The 15,097-nt window shown below is 33.3% G+C and carries 11 protein-coding genes; 3 read left to right on the forward strand and 8 right to left on the reverse strand.

Annotation, left to right across the window (positions count from 1 at the left end):
* Positions 1-18: 18 nt before the first annotated feature.
* Genes der through aspS form a run of 5 tightly spaced genes read right to left on the reverse strand, consistent with a single transcriptional unit; the run spans position 19 to position 6,337 of the window.
* Positions 19-1,401 (reverse strand): ribosome biogenesis GTPase Der, encoded by a 1,383-nt coding sequence (der, locus tag X926_RS01330; protein WP_012209408.1) that lies wholly within the window; start codon positions 1,399-1,401, stop codon positions 19-21.
* A gap of 33 nt (positions 1,402-1,434) precedes the next feature.
* Complete coding sequence (locus X926_RS01335) at positions 1,435-3,033, reverse strand: S1 RNA-binding domain-containing protein (RefSeq protein ID WP_012209409.1); 1,599 nt, start codon at positions 3,031-3,033, stop codon at positions 1,435-1,437.
* Complete coding sequence (gene ispH / locus X926_RS01340) at positions 3,030-3,884, reverse strand: 4-hydroxy-3-methylbut-2-enyl diphosphate reductase (protein ID WP_103064699.1); 855 nt, start codon at positions 3,882-3,884, stop codon at positions 3,030-3,032. Before ispH ends, X926_RS01335 begins: the two co-directional genes overlap by 4 nt.
* Entirely contained in the window at positions 3,874-4,554 is a 681-nt protein-coding gene (gene cmk, locus X926_RS01345; protein ID WP_103064700.1) for a (d)CMP kinase, read from the reverse strand. Before cmk ends, ispH begins: the two co-directional genes overlap by 11 nt.
* Positions 4,538-6,337 carry an aspartate--tRNA ligase gene (gene aspS / locus X926_RS01350; protein ID WP_103064701.1) on the reverse strand — a complete coding sequence of 600 codons (1,800 nt, stop codon included), beginning with the start codon at positions 6,335-6,337 and terminating at the stop codon, positions 4,538-4,540. Before aspS ends, cmk begins: the two co-directional genes overlap by 17 nt.
* A 1,133-nt stretch (positions 6,338-7,470) precedes the next feature.
* Between aspS and X926_RS01355 the strand changes: the two genes are divergently transcribed.
* From X926_RS01355 to X926_RS01365, 3 genes are all read left to right on the forward strand, one after another.
* Positions 7,471-8,508 carry an endonuclease NucS domain-containing protein gene (locus X926_RS01355; RefSeq protein ID WP_012209413.1) on the forward strand — a complete coding sequence of 346 codons (1,038 nt, stop codon included), beginning with the start codon at positions 7,471-7,473 and terminating at the stop codon, positions 8,506-8,508.
* 282 nt (positions 8,509-8,790) lie between these two features.
* Complete coding sequence (locus tag X926_RS01360) at positions 8,791-9,924, forward strand: RNA-guided endonuclease TnpB family protein (RefSeq protein ID WP_103064702.1); 1,134 nt, start codon at positions 8,791-8,793, stop codon at positions 9,922-9,924.
* Between the two features lie 270 nt (positions 9,925-10,194).
* Positions 10,195-11,187: an S-layer homology domain-containing protein gene (locus X926_RS01365; protein ID WP_012209415.1), complete on the forward strand. Its 993-nt coding sequence runs from the start codon at positions 10,195-10,197 to the stop codon at positions 11,185-11,187.
* Positions 11,188-11,222: 35 nt separating this feature from the next.
* On the opposite strand, the gene X926_RS01370 is transcribed toward X926_RS01365, so the two are convergent.
* The 3 genes from X926_RS01370 to X926_RS01380 all read right to left on the reverse strand — a co-directional run bounded on the left by X926_RS01370 (position 11,223) and on the right by X926_RS01380 (position 15,095).
* Positions 11,223-11,876 (reverse strand): TIGR00153 family protein, encoded by a 654-nt coding sequence (locus tag X926_RS01370; protein WP_012209416.1) that lies wholly within the window; start codon positions 11,874-11,876, stop codon positions 11,223-11,225.
* A 77-nt stretch (positions 11,877-11,953) separates the two neighbouring features.
* Positions 11,954-14,713, reverse strand: coding sequence for an isoleucine--tRNA ligase (gene ileS, locus X926_RS01375; protein ID WP_103064703.1), 2,760 nt, complete (start codon positions 14,711-14,713; stop codon positions 11,954-11,956).
* A gap of 22 nt (positions 14,714-14,735) precedes the next feature.
* Positions 14,736-15,095 (reverse strand): response regulator, encoded by a 360-nt coding sequence (locus tag X926_RS01380; protein WP_103064704.1) that lies wholly within the window; start codon positions 15,093-15,095, stop codon positions 14,736-14,738.
* Positions 15,096-15,097 lie beyond the last annotated feature (2 nt).

Consider the following 15,097-nt stretch of genomic DNA (forward strand, 5'->3'; position numbering starts at 1 on the left):
AAAGTTTAACAACAAATTTTATAGTGTTTTTTGCTTGGTTTTTGAAGTTTCTTCATTTTTTCTTGCTTCGAATTTTAGAAATATAGGCGAACCAATGAAAGGATCAATGTAATTTCTTATCATGTTTCTCAAACCTTGTTGATAGTATTTTGGTATGTCGTATGGTAAATTTGAATAGAATACGAAAACAGGTGGTTTGGTCCCAACTTGTGTAGCATAGTAAAATTTGATTCTTTTTCCTTTTTTAATTGGTGGTGGAGTAACCAATGTGTATTTTTCTAAAGCTGCATTCAACGCACTTGTTGGGATTTTTTTGTTTCTTGATTTTTCGACTTCTTTTATAGCGGTTATTAATTCTTGAATCCCCCATCTTTTAGGTGCCGATGTGAAAACTAATGGACTATAATTTACAAAGTAGAGTTCTTTTTCAAAATAGTTAAAAAACTCTTCCTTTCTTTGATGGTTGTTACTAACTAAATCCCACTTGTTAAATGCTATAATCGTTCCCTTTCCTCTTTTTTCTGCAATACCTATGATGCTTTTGTCTTGGTGGGTTATTCCTTCTGTTGAATCAACTACTAAAATTACTACATCTGACTTTTCAATTGCGTTGATTGTTCTTGATATTGAAAACATTTCAATACTTGCATAATGAATGGTACTTTTTTTTCTCATTCCAGCAGTATCTATAAATCTGAAGGTGTTATCGCCCATTGTAACTAGATGATCAATGGCGTCTCGGGTTGTTCCAGGTATTTCTGAAACGATAGCCCTTTCTGAACCAATTATGCTATTAAAAAGAGAAGATTTCCCAACGTTAGGACGCCCGACGATAGATACTTTTATTTCTTCGCTATCCTTCTCGCTATCAACAGATTCCTCCGAATTTAAGCCAGAAGTTTTTAAAGTATTTGCGATAGTATCCATTAAAGTAAAAATATTTTTGTTATGCTCTGCAGAAACAGGGATTCCTTCACCAAAGCCAAGAGAGTAGATCTCTGGTTTCATCTCAAGCTCGTATTTTTCAAAATTCTCTGCCTTATTAATAACTAAGATAACTTTCGAATTGGTCTTTCTTAAGTAGTCAGCAATGTGATAGTCTTCTGAGGTAAGTCCAATCTTTCCATCGATTACAAATATTACCAAAGATACGTCTTTTAAACTTTCAAAAATTATTTTTTTCTGCCTTTCTTCTATGTTGTCTTCCGGTTGTTCGAATATTCCACAAGTATCTACCAATGTAAAAGATATATCGTCCCATTGGATTGTGGAGGAAACGTTATCCCGCGTTACACCAGGCATATCGTGAACTATTGATTTTCTTTCACCAATCATTCTGTTAAATAATGTTGATTTTCCCACATTGGGTTTTCCAATTATGAGAACCGTCGGTTTTTCCAAGTTATTCCACCTCTTGTTTTTTACTGAAGCATTTTACTCTTCATTCATTTCATTAATTACTTGTAGCGCCTCTTCTTTTTCTCTTTCTTCTTCTAGATGTGTTACACTTATAATCATGTTCCCCCTTTTAAATTCATTTTCAAGTCCAATCTCTAAAACTTTTGCTTCTATTTGATCACCGATACTATATGTTTCCTCGAGACTTTTTGAATTTGTGGAAGCCTTGCTTGCGGGTAGATAAGCCTCTACTTCGTAACCATCAATGAGGACTATTGCTCCTTTATCTAAAAAACGAATTATTTTTCCTTTAACAGTATCACCTGGTTTTATCTCTTTTGAAGCCTTTTTCCAAGGATTTTCTTTTGTTTCTCTAACTGATAGTCTCATCCTTTTGTTATCCTTGTCTATTTTTATTATTTTTACTTTAATCTTTTGTTTTTCATTAAGCACTGTTGAAATATCGTCGACAAAATCCCATGAAAGTTCTGAAACATGTAAAAATCCAGTGATTCCTTCATCTATTTTTATAATCGCCCCATTATCGAGAACCTTTTCGACGGTTCCTGTAACAATGTTTCCTTCATAGTATTTTTCTTCTATGTTTTCCCATGGATCTCCTGAAACTTGTTTGTAGCTTAGATTAATCTTTTTATTCTCTTTGTCTATATTCAATATTTTGACTTGAACATCGTCCCCAACATTTACTAAGTCACTTATCCTACCTTTCCTGCCCCAGAATATTTCTGTTTCATGGACCAAACCTTCTAAACCTTCGTCTATCTTGACAGTAAAACCAAAAGGTAATATCTTAGTTACAGTACCTTGAACAATACTTCCTATAGGATATTTTTCATCCACTGTTTTCCAGGGATTTTCTTTCAAGCGTTTAAGAGATAGTGAAATTCTTTTTTTCTCTCTGTCCAATTTTATTATCAGCGCTTTAACTTTTTGACCCACCTTTAGATAATCTTTTATAGAGATCTTTTCGTCCCAGCTAACCTCACTTGCTGGTATGAGACCATTCAAATGATCATTCAATCTTACAAAGGCACCAAAGTTTTTTATATCCTCTACCACACCGTCAATTACCATTCCTTCCTCGTATTCATTGAAAGTTTGACTAATTTTTTCTTCTGCGTAATCTTTTATCGATACGACTATGTTTTTTCCATTTTTAGAAATCACTTTAGCCATTTTTTCTCCTTGAGGTAAATCATCTTTAGGGCTTAATAAAGATAACGAACCAGGAAGAAAAGCACCGATAAGTCCTTCAATCAATACGCTGTAGCCTTTCTTGAGCCTGTTTTTAAAAATAATAGGATAATTTTCTCCTTCGTTTATTTTATTCATAGTTTCATTCCAAACGGCCCTTTTTTCGGAGGCAAAGTTTAAACCTTCTGCATCATTTGTTTTTGTTATTTCTACTAGTATCTTTTGATCTACTTGATATTCTTGGAGAGGTTTTATGAGTTCTACTTGACTTACAAACACATCTCCTGTGGCACCTTCTAAAGCAACCCATATACCATCGCTATTTATTTCAAATACCTTTCCTTCTATTATTTTTCCTTTTTTTACCTCGTTTATCTCTTGTTCGTTCAAAAGTTTTTCAAATGTTTTTTCCTCCATCATGAAAAATCCTCCTTCTCTTGGCTTAGATACTCCAACACTTTATTTAATTCTGATGTTGGTGTGGATGAACCAGTAACTATTCCTATTTTGTCTTGTGGAGAGATAGTTATTTCTTTAAGTTCTTCACCAGATTCAATATGGTATGTCCTTTTACAATATTTTTTTGAAATACGGTATAGTTTTTGAGTATTTGAACTGTTTTTTCCGCCTAGAACTAGCATCAATGTGCTTTTTTGAGAAAGTTCTAGTGTCTCTTTTTCCCTTAGGATAGTTTCAGAACATATAGTATCTCTTATCAACACCTCCGTAAAAGAATTAATAGTTAAAATACTGGTTATAAAATTTTTGTACTCTTCTTCGCCCATGGTTGTTTGAGATACTATCAATACTTTTTTTTGAGGTATTGTCACTGGAGAAAGTGTTATTAGCAATTTACTCTCATCTACATTCCCTTTTAGCCCAAGTATCTCAGGATGGTCAGGTTTTCCATACACGACTACAAAAAATCCTTCTTTTTGCTTGTTACCTACGTATTTTACTAAATTTGTAACTATTGGGCAAGTCATGTCTATAACTTTAGAGAATCGTTCTTCTAAAAGATCTTTCTCAGCCTTTGAAATACCATGGGCTCTGATGATTACCGTTTCGTTTATGGAATCCTCGGGTATCTCATCCAATCCTTTTATAGTTATTGCACCTGATTTGTTTAACTCTTCTATTACCTTTTTATTGTGTACTAACTCACCATAAATATAAATCTTATTTTTGTTAACTAAGGAATTTTTAACTTCATTGTACGCTTTTTGAACGCCTGAGCAAAAACCAGTTCTTTTTGCTACATTAATTTCCATAAATACCTCTCTCTTCGATAATTTTTAATATTTTTTGAAGGACTTCTTCTATGGACAGATTAGTAGTATCTATAATTATTGCATCTTGAGCTGGTTTTAATGGAGCTATAGAACGATTTGAATCGTTGTAATCCCTATTTTTTATTTCTTCCAATATTTCAGTAAAAGAAATATTGGGTTTTTTCCCCTTTTCTTCACTCCATCTTCTTTTAGCTCTTTCTTCTATAGAGGCGGTTAGATATATTTTAATATCACTATCGGGCAGAACTACGGTTCCTATATCTCTTCCATCAACCACTATACTGTCTTTTTCGGCAATCTTTTTAATTATCTCATTAACTTTTTCTCTAATAATATTATTACGAGAGTATAGAGAAGCTAAATCACCGATTTTTGAGTCTTTAATGGAGATAGTAACATCTTTTTCGTCTAAAAAATAACGGTTGTTTTTTATTTTAATGTTAAGTTTTTCTAAAATATTTTCTATATTTTTTGAATCTTGTGGGTCCACTTTTTGTTCGTTTAGGTAATAACCAATGATTCTGTACAAAGCCCCACTATTTAGATAATTTATTTTTAGTATTTCTGCTAGTTTTTGTGCAATTGTAGATTTGCCTGATCCTGCCGGCCCATCTATTGCAATCTTTATTTTTTTAGCTTTTTGAGTCATTTTTCATCTCACTCTCGTTTGATTTTTTCAAAGCGAGATGTAATTCTTCCAATTGTTTCTCACTAACTTCTGATGGAGCATTGGTCATAGGATCTGTTCCAGAAGCTGTTTTTGGGAATGCAATGACCTCTTTTATTGAATCTTCTCCTACCAGTATGCTTACCAATCTATCCATTCCGATTGCTATGCCTCCGTGAGGTGGAGCACCATATTTGAAAGCCTCTAATAAGAATCCAAATTTCTCTTGTGCCTCTTCTTTGCTCAAACCTAAAATATCGAATACCTTTTGTTGTATATCTTGTTTGTGTATCCTTATGCTGCCGCTTGCAATCTCATAACCGTTTATTACAAGATCGTAAGATTGAGATTTGATTTTTAAAGGGTCTCTATTATCATATTTAGCTAAATCATCTAAGTTGGGCATAGTAAAGGGGTGATGTTCGGCTACTATTCTCTGTTCTTCTTCATTCCAAGAAAACATTGGAAAATCAGTGACCCAAATTATGCTGAACCCGGATTCTTTTTCAAACTCTTCTTTGATCATTTTTATTCTCAATTGTCCTAAAATCTTATCTATTTTGTCTGCTTCTTCCAAAATAGCTAATAAAACGTCATCTTCTTTCATTATACCACGTTCTACTAAGATATTAATCTCTTTGGCTGCGGCTTTTTTTATATTTGATCTTATTTCTTTGTCATTAGCTATCCAAATTAAACCGGTACTGCCTTGTTCTTTAGCAAACTCTGTAAGATCATCGAATTTTTTTCTTGAAAAATTGTTAGACCTTTCAGGGACAATAAATCCTTTTAATATTAGGCCTTTATCTATCCCGTTTTTTATGAAGTTAGCCTCTGTATTTTGAAAATATGATGTTAGGTCTATAAATTCCATACCATACCGTAAATCAGGTTTGTCTGAACCGTATTTTTTTATTACTTCATCATAGGTATATTTTTGAAATGGGATCTCTAATCCATTGTAATTTAGAGACTTTTCGAATATTTCTTTGATTAATTTTTCTGTTAATGCAAATATATCTTCTTTTTCAACAAAGGACTGTTCTATGTCAATTTGTGTGAATTCGGGTTGCCTATCAGCCCTAAAATCCTCATCTCTGAAACAACGAGCTATTTGAAAATATTTATCAAAACCTGATACCATCAGCAGCTGTTTGAAAAGTTGAGGAGATTGAGGTAAGGCGTAAAAATTGCCAGGTTTTAATCTCGAAGGAACCAGAAAATCGCGTGCCCCTTCTGGTGTTGATTTTGTTAAGTAAGGGGTCTCAATTTCCAGGAAGCCTTCAGCGCTTAGGGTATCTCTAGTGATTTTCATAACCTTGTGTCTCAGGATTAGATTCCGTTGCATCCGTTCTTTTCTGAGGTCTAAGTATCTGTATTTTAACCTCAAATTTTCAGAAATATCCTCTTCTATGTTTACGTATATTGGTGGTGTGTCAGATTCAGAAAGAATTTCTAAATTTGTTGCAAGTACTTCAACGCTCCCGGTTAACATATTTGGATTTTTATCTTTTTCAGGACGTACTCTAACTTTTCCTTGGATAGAAACAACGTATTCATTTTTTAATTTCAAGGCTTTTTGATAAAGCGTATTGTTATCGCTTGAATCAAAAACCGCTTGAGTTTTACCGTATCTATCTCTTATCAAAACAAAGATAATTCCTCCTAAATCACGAATCCTATCTATCCAGCCATTTAAAATAACGATCTTATCTATATCGTTTTCGTTTAATTCTCCACAAGTGTGAGTTCTTTTTTGAAACAAAAATAACACCTCCAATGTTTTTTCATCTTATTTTACCATAAAAATTTTAAAAAGACTCGTGTTTTCAAACACGAGATTAATAAAGATATGATATCATTTGTTTGCAGTATTGTGCAAGCGAAGATCTTTTATAAGAAGAGATTTTTGTTTTCAGGGAGTTTGAGGGGGGTTACCCCCAATCACAGAATTGTGTGATTCAGAATTTTAAGATTTAGAGAAGTTTCTTGTTTGTTGGGGAGTTTGAGGGGGGTTACCCCCAATCACAGAATTGTGTGATTCAGAATTTTAAGATTTAGAGAAGTTTCTTGTTTGTTGGGGAGTTTGAGGGGGGTCACCCCCTCAAAGATTCGAATTATGATCTAACCAATCTTTTTCAAGGACATCTAATATAATCAAATGAGGAAATTAGATTAATTCGTTGTGTATGGTATAATTATATCATACACATTATACCCACTTCAGAAGTAGATAAAAGCGATGATTAATGAAAGGGGACACCCCGAAACGGGTTCAAGGAAAACAAGGCAAGAAGAAAAAGAAATAAAATATTAGATAATTATCCAAAATGCTCTTTGAAAATCGAGATAATTCTTAAAAAAATTGAAAAGTAATTATAATCGAGGCATTTTTTGGGAAAAATAGAGATGAAAGAAGTACAGTTAATGAATAACCGTTCATTTGGGAAGTATTGAAAAAGATTTAAACCTTCTTAAAGAAACAAGCTAAGAAGTTAAATCCACTAAGATCCAAATACTTAACAACCTTTTCCATAAGGACGAAAGAATAATTCTTGTTATTGACAGAAGCAGGTGAAACCATCGGTGTTTCGCAACGGTCGTTGAATTAGGAAGCTCTCCTCATTAGAGTTGAGTAGTTCACCATCTTTTGTGGTAAAATAAAATCGATATCAGCAAAAATACTTAAAATTCTTGTTTTCCACTTTAAAAATAAGTTTTTGATTTTACAAGGTTTACTTGGACACGGCTATCCTTCATCATAGATAGCTGCCGGAAGGACAAAGGCACTGTTGTAAAATAGAGCGATGTTTTTGTATTAACTGAAATTACCAAAATCAATTCTATGATGTAAATTAGATTGTATTAGAAATCAAGAAACAAAGGAGATGATAGAACATGAAAATGTTTACCATTGATAAAAATGGAAACTTAATTCTATATAAAGAACAACTTTACAAAGATTCCAATTTAGAAAAAGATTTAGAAGTTTTGCTTGAAAATAGTCCTGAATACTTTTTTGAAGAAAGCAATGTTCTTATAATTGGTCGTCAGGTTATTACCAATTTAAATAGTATTATAGATTTGTTAGGTATTGATAAAAATGGGAATACCGTGGTGATTGAGTTAAAAAGGGACAAAACACCGCGGGAGACAATTGCTCAGCTATTAGAATACGCTTCCTTTATTGAGAACTTAGATTATTCACAGTTAAATGAAATTTATCGAGACTATTCTGGTGAAGAAATTAGTTTAGAAGATTATCACCGAGCGTATTTCCAAAACGAAACAGATGAAAAAGTTTCATTTAATAAATCAACAAAATTAGTAATAGTTGCTCAGGAAATTTCAAAAGAAATTCGGCAAACCGCCTTATTTTTAAGAAAAAAAGGTATTGATATTTATTGTATGGAGTTTAAGTATTTCGAGACCGAGTTTGGAGAAAGGATAATCTCAAGCGATATTGTTGTTGGTCAAGAAGAATTTATACGTCAAAAAATTTATTCCTCCTCACTTCCAAAGGTTAATAAGCAAAAATTCTTAAATTTATTGGATAATAACGGAACGGAAGTCTTTCAGAAGATATTTGAATTCGCAGAACAAAAAGGCTTAATGATCAGATGGGGGTCCAAGGGTTTTTCTTTAAATGTTGAATTGACGAGTGGTTCTGTTGGTCTATTTTACGGGTTCCCCCCCAGTTCTGCATTCAATCAGAGTATTTATACGGTATTTGGAGATATTACAAAAAAGGTTAACCATCCGGAAAATATTATTACATCTTACAAAAAAAGTCTTGAAAACCTCGGTTACTTTCAAGATGCAAAATCAAATCTAAAATGGGTGATCGATAAGGCCTATTCAGTAGACGAAGTCAATCAGTTTCTTGACATTATAGAGCAGGTAATTTCAGAGATAAAGAAAGAAGGTTTGAAATAAAAGGGTACTGATCAAATAACATAATATATACTTTTATACTTTGCCCCGCAATAGGTATATGCCCCATGGACATTTTCTTTGATAAGATCGTATATGGTGAAAAAGTTATACGCATTCGGACTTTGGCGAATAAAAGATCTTTACTTCAAAAAATAGGTAAAAACTGTAACAAGGGTTACTCTTGAGGTAAATGTATAATATTTAAGGTATTAAAAGTTAGTTACAATGCGTGTTTTAAAGTTTCTAAAAGGACTAAATACACATTATATCAGGAGAATTAAAATGCTAATAACATACAGGTTTAGGTTGTACCCAACTAACGAACAAATACATAAACTTAACGAACACTTTGGACATGCTAGGTTTGTATACAACCTTTTCTTAGAATTTGCTAACAATGCATATAAGAATACTAAAACGTTAACTAATTACTATATGTGGTGTAAAGTATTAGCAACTCTTAAAAAAACCGAGAAATATCAATGGCTAAACGATGCCAATTCTCAATCTTTACAACAGTCCATAAAAGATTTAGAGACTGGGTATAAACGTTTCTTCAAGAAACAAGCTAAGCACCCTAAATTTAAAAAGAAATCAAGTAGGCAATCGTTTAGAGTTCCTCAACATATACAACTATATGAAAATGAGGGTAATGATAAATACGGTATTCTTTTCGTACCAAAGTTTAAAGAAGGTATTAAAGTAAGAGTCCATAGAAAAATAGATCCAAATGCAAAGATAAAAAATTGTACTTTCATTAAAACTTCAACAGGTAAGTACTTTGTGTCTATAACCTTTGAAGTCGAAGGTTCTTACCCAGAAAGAGATATAGATTACGAAAACTCAATCGGTATGGATATGGGATTGAAAGATTTTGTTGTATTATCCGATGGAACGAAGTATCCAGCTCTTAAAGTTTTGTCTAAGTACGAAAGGAGACTAAAACATGCATATAAAATTTTTTCAAGCAAAGAACAAGGCTCACAGAATTGGGACAAAGCAAAATTAGAAGTTGCTAGAATACATGAGAAAATAAAAAATACACGAGAGGATTTTCTGCATAAACTAACAAAAGAAATCAGTGAGAACCAAGCTGATCTCTTTGTTGTAGAAACTCTCAATATAAGAGGCATGTTAAAGAATTACCACTTAGCTAAAAGTATCTCAGATTCAGGATGGTATCAATTCAAAACGTTCCTAAAATACAAAGCAGAGAGATTAGGTAAAAAGGTAATCGAAATAGGAATGTTTGAACCTTCGTCTAAGACTTGTAGTGTATGTGGGTATAAGAATGAAGGTTTAAAACTTTCTGATAGAGAATGGGTATGTCCTGAATGTGGAACTAAACATGATAGAGATATAAATGCTGCTGTTAACATTAGGCAGTTTGGGTTAAAACAGGCATTCGTTATATAGCCCTACGGCAGATAAGGAAACAGCTAGTCGCTGTATAAACTGACTCTACCCCAGGAACTGGGGGATGTTAAGCCTTTGGAGACTGTGTAAGTCGAGCACCCTTAGATTCATTCTAGGATGTTTCGCAACGGTCGATGAATTAGGAAGCTCTCCTCAAGAGGTAGAAGCCTTTCTCCTCGTTAGAGTTGAGTAGTTCACCACTTTTTGTGATAAAATAAAATCGATAGCAGTAAAAAAACTTAAAATACTAAAATTCAGGAGGTGTGTGTAGTGAAAAAGGCAGGTATTTTGTTTTTATTTTTGTTTTTGGCTTTAGGAGTATTTTCACAGTCTTTTAAGGATGTTCCCATCAATCATTGGGCATATGATGCAGTTGAAAGGCTTTCTGGTATTGGCATTATTGAAGGATACCCCGATGGTACTTTTAAAGGATTAGAAAACATGAACAGGTATCAACTGACTGTTGCTTTGTCCAGAACGATTGATTACGTAGAACAAAGTATGATTGAGCCTTTAGCCCAAAATTTGGCGAATTTGGAAAGGACTGTAAGTAGTTTATCTGTTCCGCAAGGAGTTTCTTCAGCGGAATTACAGCAACTTCAAACAAAATTAAACTCTCTTACAAGTGATCTTTCTACTCTTCAGGGTTCCGTTTCGAGGTTGGATAGTTCTGTCAAGGAACTTCAGAATTCTTATGAGTTGCTTGGTTATGCCACCACGAAGATAGACGAATTAGAGAGAAAGGTCAACGCCATATCAGTGCCCGCGGTAAGCGAAACTGACATCAGAAACTTAAATACCAGAGTTACCAATCTGGAAAACACCGTTGGAAGTCTGAATAGTAATTATCAGAATCTTTCTCAAACAGTATCTAATTCCAATCAAGAAATACAGTCGTTAAAAAATTCAGTAGCTAGTATTCAAAACTCTTTTTCTAGTGTAAACCAAGATTTGGACAGATTGAATGCTTTAACGGCTAACTTGAATTCGAAGATAGATTCTAAAGTTGATAAAACTGAGTTTACTTCGTTAAAAAACACTACTGACGAATTAAGTGTTCAATTAAGTAATAATACCCAATCTGTTTCTGAATTGTCCCAAAACTTACAAGCCGTTCAAAGTAGTGTTGATCAGCTCTCTCAAGAGGTCACTGATGTAAAACAAATAGCTGAAGGTGCCGGTGGAGGAGTAAACTTCTTAGATATCATTATCTCAGTGGTAATTTCTGCAGGTTTATCCTTTGCTATAATGAACTTGCTATAAAAAAATATCGCTGGTTTTTTCGACCAGCGATATTTTTATTTAATGTTCCTTTTTAAGACTATAATTTCTAATTTATCAGAAGCATCTTCGGCCCTGTCTGCTATATCTCCTATCTGTAGAAAAAGATCTTTCAACTGCAATTTTTCCGATAATTCAAGGCTATCTATTTCAAACAATCTTCGTATTAAATCCTTCTCTAAGATATCTTCTTCATGTTCCTGTAATTCAACTTTTTGAATATACTCACTACTTTTTTCTATATTTTCGAATACGTTTTCTATAGACTTTTTCAAGGATTTATAAGTTTTCTTTACCAATCGACTTTGTTCTAAAAAATCTGGTTTAAAATTCTCGGGTATTTTTGGTTTTTGAAAAATTAAGATTTCTGAAACCGTTTGTGTTTTATTCATAACCTTATCAACCGCTTCTATTAATTCTAAAAGTTCTCCTCTAAAATTTGGCAAAAAAGCTCCTTGATACATTTCGCTTTCCGTTTTTCTTCTTAAAGAATCAGCTTCGCTTTCTATATTAGATATTTGTTTTGATAAATCAACAGATTTTTCCATATCGTTTGTTACATACAATTCTACTAATTCTGTGAGTAAGTTTACCCCTTCTTCTACTTTTTCTAAATGTTTAGAAAAAAGTTTTATTACTTTCTCTTCCTTTTTTCCAAAAAAAAGCTTCATTATGTACCCCCTCACATACCTTTAGAATTAATAAAACTGTTTTTTGTGTTCTTTTGCTATACAGCCCATCCTAGAGTTTACGCATTTATTTCCTCTTTTAATACTCTTGCACATCTTGGACAAACGCCCGGAAAGTCAGGGTCATTGTCCGTATTAGGATCTACTTTCCAACATCTTTCGCATTTTTCCCCTTCTGCTTTGGTAACTTTAATTGTTGCGTATCGACCTTCAAATCCTTCATCTACATTACCAAATTCAAATTGAGATACTATAAATAGATCAGCAATCCAGTTGTTATCGTATTGAGATAGAATTTGCTTTAATGTATCATCTTTTAGGTTGAGGATAATTTTAGCATCCAGAGAGTTTCCTAAAAATTTTTCTTTTCTTTTCTCTTCAAGGGCTTTTAAAACATCCTCTCTCAAAGCAAAAATTTTATTCCACTTTTCTTCTAATTCTTCGCTAAGGTAATTCTCTTTATATTCAGGCCATAGTTCAGCGAATATGGTTTCATATTTGTTTGAGTAATTGAGATGCTCGTAAACTTCTTCCGCAGTAAAAGGCAATATGGGTGAAATCATCTTATTTAAAGCTATAGCGGTTTCATATAAAACTGTTTGAGCGGATCTCCTGAGTTTAGATTTTTTTCCTTCTACGTATATTCTATCTTTTATTATATCCAAGTAAGTAGAACTCATATCTATTGTACAAAAATTGTTTATAAGATAGTGTACTTTGTAAAATTCGTAGTTGTCATAAGCTTTGGTGACATTTTTTATCAAATTATGTAACTTCATCAATGCCCATTGGTCTATTTCTAACATTTCTTCATAAGCCACAGAATCTTCATCAGGGTCAAAATCATTTATATTGCCCAGCAAAAATCTTATAGTATTTCTAAGTTTGCGGTAGGTTTCAACCTGTTGTTCCAAAATATTGTAAGATATTTTAATATCCATTCTGTAATCTGCTGATGCAACCCATAACCTTAATATGTCTGCTCCATATTTGTTGATAATGTCTTTTGGGTTGACTACATTTCCCAAGGATTTAGACATCTTCTTTCCTTCTTCGTCTTTTATAAAACCATGAGTCAAAACGGATTCATAAGGGGCAATTCCGTGTTTTGCAACAGATAAGAATATAGAACTTTGGAACCACCCTCGATGTTGATCGCTTCCTTCAAGATATAAATCTACAGGGAATTTTTTTAATTCTTCACGTGAATTTGCAACTGCTTCGAAAGATGATCCAGAATCGATCCAAACGTCTAAAATATCTTCTTCCTTTTTGAACTCTGAACCACCACATTTAGGGCACCTGTAATCATTTGGTAGAAGTTCTTTCGCTTCTTTTTCAAACCACGCATTACTCCCTTCTTTTTCTATAATTTCTATAACGTGGTCTATAATTTTGGTGTCCAAAATTGTTTCGCCACAATTATCACATTTAATAGCTGGTATTGGGATTCCCCAGGCACGCTGTCTTGAAATTACCCAGTCAGGTCTCTCTCTCACCATAGAGGATATTCTATTTTCTCCCCACTTGGGTATCCAATTTACTTTTTTTATTTCTTCCAACACCTTTTCACGGTAGTTGTTTTTTTCAAGATCTATAAACCATTGAGGAGTGGCTCTAAAGATAACAGGATTTTTACAACGCCAACAATGTGGATAGGAATGAGTTATCTTTCCTGATTGAACGAGAAAACCGTTTTCTTTTAGATCTTTGATAATTTCTTTGTTCGCTTCCCAAATTTTCATCTCTTTATACTTTCCAGCTTCGTCGGTGAAATATCCTTTACTATCTACAGGAGATATTACCTGAAGGTTGTACTTTGTACCTGTTATATAATCTTCCATACCGTGTCCTGGAGCAGTGTGAACACATCCGGTACCTTCTTCCAAAGTTACATAATCTGCAAGTACTAAAAGGCTTTCTCTGTCAACAAAAGGATGTCTAGCTTTTTTCCCTTCTAATGTAGATCCTTTAAAGGTATCGATTATTTTGTAATTATCTATTCCTGATTCTTTCATAGTTTTATCAACTAATTCCTTAGCCATTATCCAATATTCGTTTCCAACTTGAACTTTTGCGTAATCAAAATTAGGGTGAACAGCAATAGCTACGTTCGCTGGTAAAGTCCACGGTGTTGTCGTCCAAATGATCACGTATGCATTGTTTTCTCCAACTAGAGGGAACTTTACATAAATTGAATCTGATGTATGATCATGGTATTCAACTTCAGCTTCTGCTAAAGCTGTTTGACATTCTGTACACCAATATATAGGTTTTGTTCCTCGATAAATATTGCCAGCTTCAACTATAGAACGAAGAATTTCTAGAACTTTGGCTTCATATTCGGGATTCAAAGTTAAATATGGTTTATCCCAAAAACCTATTACCCCCAACCTTTTAAAGCTTTCTCGTTGAATGTCTACGTATTTCATAGCGTAATCTTCACAAAGTTTTCTTATTTCTAACTTACTCAAGGTGTGTGCCTTTTCTCCAAGCTTGGTAGTAACATTATGTTCAATTGGAAGACCGTGCGTATCCCAGCCAGGGACATAAGGAGCATCAAAACCTCTCAATGTTTTGTATTTTAAAACTATGTCTTTTAAAACCTTATTAAGGGCAGTCCCCATATGAATGTCTCCATTCGCATACGGTGGACCATCATGTAAAACAAACTTTTTTTCCCCGATTCTTTTGTTTCTGAGATAGTAAGAAATATTTAAATCATCCCATTTTTGAAGAATTTGAGGCTCCTTTTCTTTTAGATTTGCCTTCATCTTGAATGATGTCTTTGGAAGATTGATTGTGTCTTTGTAATCCAAAACCCGCACCTCCGATAAAATATTATTGAATTTTTAAAAGAGTTTCGATTGTATCTTTTATTTCTGTTAAATCCATTGATTTTACAACATAAGCATCTGCAGCCCAGGATGCCATCTCGCTTTTATAATGTGAGTAGGCTGTGAGAAATATTATTTTTTTGTTTGGATACCTTTTTCTGATTTCACTTGCGAGTTCTAAGCCATTTACATCAGGCATTTCGATATCAGTGCATATGATATCTATATCTTGATCATTTTCTAAGGTTTCCAGTGCATCTTTTGCATTACTTGCTGTAGTAACCTCGTAACCAGCTTCTTCCAGTTCTTCTTTTATTAAAGTTCTTATGTTCTCTTCATCATCTACTATTAGTACTTTCGACAACT

The sequence above is a fragment of the Petrotoga sp. HWHPT.55.6.3 genome (assembly GCF_002895495.1).
In the GTDB taxonomy this organism is placed as follows: domain Bacteria; phylum Thermotogota; class Thermotogae; order Petrotogales; family Petrotogaceae; genus Petrotoga; species Petrotoga mobilis.

Coding starts and splice junctions, on each gene's coding strand:
- X926_RS01335 (WP_012209409.1), bottom strand. CDS start 3,033: ATGATGGAGGAAAAAACATTTGAAAAACTTTTGAACGAACAAGAGATA.
- ispH (WP_103064699.1), bottom strand. CDS start 3,884: ATGGAAATTAATGTAGCAAAAAGAACTGGTTTTTGCTCAGGCGTTCAA.
- cmk (WP_103064700.1), bottom strand. CDS start 4,554: ATGACTCAAAAAGCTAAAAAAATAAAGATTGCAATAGATGGGCCGGCA.
- X926_RS01355 (WP_012209413.1), top strand. CDS start 7,471: ATGAAAATGTTTACCATTGATAAAAATGGAAACTTAATTCTATATAAA.
- X926_RS01360 (WP_103064702.1), top strand. CDS start 8,791: ATGCTAATAACATACAGGTTTAGGTTGTACCCAACTAACGAACAAATA.
- X926_RS01370 (WP_012209416.1), bottom strand. CDS start 11,876: ATGAAGCTTTTTTTTGGAAAAAAGGAAGAGAAAGTAATAAAACTTTTT.